This is a genomic window from Actinoplanes sp. NPDC051411 (genome assembly GCF_040682075.1).
Classification (GTDB): Bacteria; Actinomycetota; Actinomycetes; order Mycobacteriales; family Micromonosporaceae; genus Actinoplanes.
Genome location: NZ_JBFBAD010000002.1, coordinates 211,739 through 214,949, shown reverse-complemented (window position 1 = coordinate 214,949; position 3,211 = coordinate 211,739). Strand labels below are relative to the sequence as shown.

The 3,211-nt window shown below is 69.5% G+C and carries 2 protein-coding genes; both read right to left on the bottom strand.

Features of this window, described 5'->3' with window-relative positions; genetic code table 11:
* Positions 1-109: 109 nt before the first annotated feature.
* Positions 110-1,795, bottom strand: a complete 1,686-nt coding sequence (locus AB0M88_RS01970; protein ID WP_364093925.1) for a cytochrome c biogenesis protein CcdA — start codon at positions 1,793-1,795, stop codon at positions 110-112.
* Positions 1,796-2,989: 1,194 nt separating this feature from the next.
* Positions 2,990-3,211: tetratricopeptide repeat protein (locus AB0M88_RS01965; RefSeq protein WP_364093922.1), on the bottom strand; the 222-nt coding region annotated here is incomplete at its 5' end.

Here is a 3,211-nt window from a genome sequence, read left to right as displayed (position 1 = left end):
CCGTCTCTCTCTGGCGCCCGTCTCTCTCTGGCGCCCGTCTCTCTCTGGCGCCCGTCTCTCTCTGGCGCCCGTCTCTCTCTGGCGCCCGTCTCTCTTTGGCGCCGCCCGCTCAGCCGAACGTGAAGGAATAGGCGCTGAGGCCAGGCGAGAGGCTCGCTTTGAGGATGCCCGAGTCGAGCGCCTTGGTATGCACGACGGTGTAGATGTTCGGGGCGCCGCTGACCTGGTAGGTGCGGGTCTGGCCCTTGTCTGTGACCGTGACCGTGCCGGTGCCGCCCACGTCGAGATAGACGTCGGCGGCGGTGTAGTTGAGCGTGATCACCGCATTCTTCTTGGCCGTGATCGACTCAGCGGTGACCGCCCAGGTGCCGCCGAGTGCGAACGCGTTCTCGGACAGCTTGGCGGGCGCGCTGAACGTGGCCGTGCCCGGCTGCAGCGGCGCATCGCCCTGGTAGCTCTGCGCACGGCCCGCTCCCAGATAGGTTTCCGGGGTCTGGAACGGTGAGGTCGGCGTCAGATCGGGTACGTCGGTCGCGCCGGGCAGCGTCACGTCCGGGTGTGCGCTGGTCAGCAGCCGCCGAATCAGCATCTCGGTCTGCGGATACATACCCTCACCGACACCGACCCATCGGATCTTCCCGGTGGCGTCGATCAGGTAGTCGGCCGGCCACGACTCGTTGTGGAACGCATCCCACGTCTCGTAGTCGTTGTCCAGCGCGACCGGGTAGGTGATGCCGAGCCGCTGGGCGCCGGCGGCGACGTTGGCCGGGACGTGTTCGAAGGCGTACTCCGGCGTATGCACGCCGACAACCTCCAGCCCCGCTTTTTCGTACGCCTTGCTCCAGGCCGTGACGTGCGGGATGGCCCGCTGACAGTTGATGCACGAGTACGCCCAGAAGTCGACCAGCACAACCTTGCCGGTCAACTGCGGGGCCGCGTCTCCGGGCGTGTTCAGCCACCCGTTGAGCCCGGTCAGCTGCGGCGCCGGCCCACAGTCCTCGAGCTGCGGCGCCAGCCCGTTCTCGGCATCGGACTGACACTCGCCCAGCGCGCCGGTCGCCCCGCCGGTGCCCAGCGCCTTCGCCACCGCGCCGGCCTCGTTGACCTTGTCGCTGAGCGCGTTCGTGTAGTCCGGGATCGCCCGCTGCACCGCGTCGGTAACGTTGAACGTCAACGCGACGGCCAGCCCGACCACCACGACGCCGGCCGCGATCCGGATGCCCCGCTGCCGCGTCCGAAACGCCTTGATCCGGTCGGCGATCCGCCACCCGGCCAGCGCGAACACAAGCAGAGGCAACCCCGTCCCCACCGCGAACGCCAACGTCAGCGCCAGCGTCGACGGCCCGAACTTCCCGGTCGCCCCGGCCACCGCGATCGCCGCCAGAACCGGCCCGGCGCACGGCACGTAGACGGCGCCGAGAGCGAGCCCGAGCAGAAACCCGCCGCGGTCCTTCTCCGGCGCCTTCGGCGACAGCCGCTGAAACGGCCGCTCCAGCCATTGCTCGACCCGCGGCACAATCATGCCCACGCCGAGCAGCACCAAAATAAGGATGCCGCCCCAGCGAATGATGTCCTGCGGCACCGGCAGGGCCCGCAAAACCAGCGACCCGAGCACCGTGAACACGCTGAAACTGAGCGTCAGCCCCAGAACGACCAGCAGCGGCCGCCGGCCACTGCCGTCACGTCCGCCGGTAGCACCCGAGGAAAGAAACACCACCGGCAGAACCGGCAGCACACACGGCGAGATGCCGGTAACGATCCCCCCGACAAAACCGACGAGCACAAGCGTGAACATCGCCCTATCCTCCGGCCCCTGCCTGAATCCCCCCTCCCCATCCGCTTACAGCTCCCTTACGGCCAGCCCGTCCCGCGGAAGCCGGCTCATTGGATGGCCCGACCCAGACCCGATAAGGCCCGCCTTCGGGTCCGGTGCAGGGCCAGCCCGAGCGGCCACTACCGCCCCACCCACAAAGAAGCCACTCCAAAACTCGACTCCCGCCAAGATTCCTCCGCAACGACCGCCCCCACAACCGGCCGCAGCCATCAGCCCCGCGCCTTTGCGCACTCCCCGCCCTCGCCGGCGACCCGGCAGGACGCACGCAGCAAAGGCGAGCCCACAGCGCGCTGTCCCCACCCCGCCGCAACCACACAGCAGGCCGAGCGCAGCAAGGGGATGCGCAGTCGGGCCACGGCCGGCAATGGGACGGGCCGAGCCCATGGCCGGAAGCGCCGTCCGCTTCCGCAACTCATGTAGCAGGAGCGAGCCAGCAGAAGGGCGCGGAGCCAGGTGAGCCCGACCCAGCGGGCGAGCTCCCTGCCCCCTCCCGCAACGCTGCAGCAGAGACCAGCCCGACCAAAGAAATGCGCAGCGGGGCGACGGCTCGTCAGAGCCGGCACGCTCTCCGCATCTCCGCCGCAACCAGGCAGGAGCGAGCCCAGCAGAAGGATGCGCATCGAGTGCGGCGCCCGGGCAGTAAAGGCAAGACGGCACCGAGCGCGGATGTCGAGCAGCAAAGGCGAGCCCCGCCCGCAAAGGCAAGGCCCGGCCGCGAAGGCAAGGCGGCAACGAGGGCGAGGCCCGGCAACGAGGGCGGCCCGGCACCGAAGGCGGGTGCCCAGCAGCGAGCGCGGGGCCCCTGCACCTTCCCCGCAACCATGCAGCGAGGACAACCCCGGCAGCGGGGGTGCGGGTGGCGAAGCCCCCGCCAAGCGCGACGAAGTCGCGCAAAATAAAACGAGGCTGGCCCGGCCCGCGCTCTCCGCGGGCGGGGCCAGCCCCAGTCTCGTAGCCAGGGGCGGGGCCGAACCGCCGACCTACCGATTTCAGGCCGCGAGTGTGCTTGTCGGCCCGTACGGACCGTTGACCGGCGACGCGCCCCGCCACAGGTCACGGGGCATCGGCCTTGTCGTGGTTGCTATCTAGAGCCACCCGTTGTCAACGCGGGTGTGAGCAATCCGTGAGCAACTCACGCCGCTGTTAACGTCATGGCTACGCCTCACCAGGATCGGCGGTATGGCCCGCATCCTGGTAGGCACCGGTGAGGTTGCTGCGCGAGATCAGCGTGTCCGGGTGATCCTCGCCCAGCACCCGCTGCTGATCGGCCAGCACCGCCTCGAACTCGGCGACCGCCTCCGCGGTGCGGCCCGCCACCTGATAGATGAGGGCGAGGTTGCTGCGCGAGATCAGCGTGTCCGGGTGATCCTCGCCCAG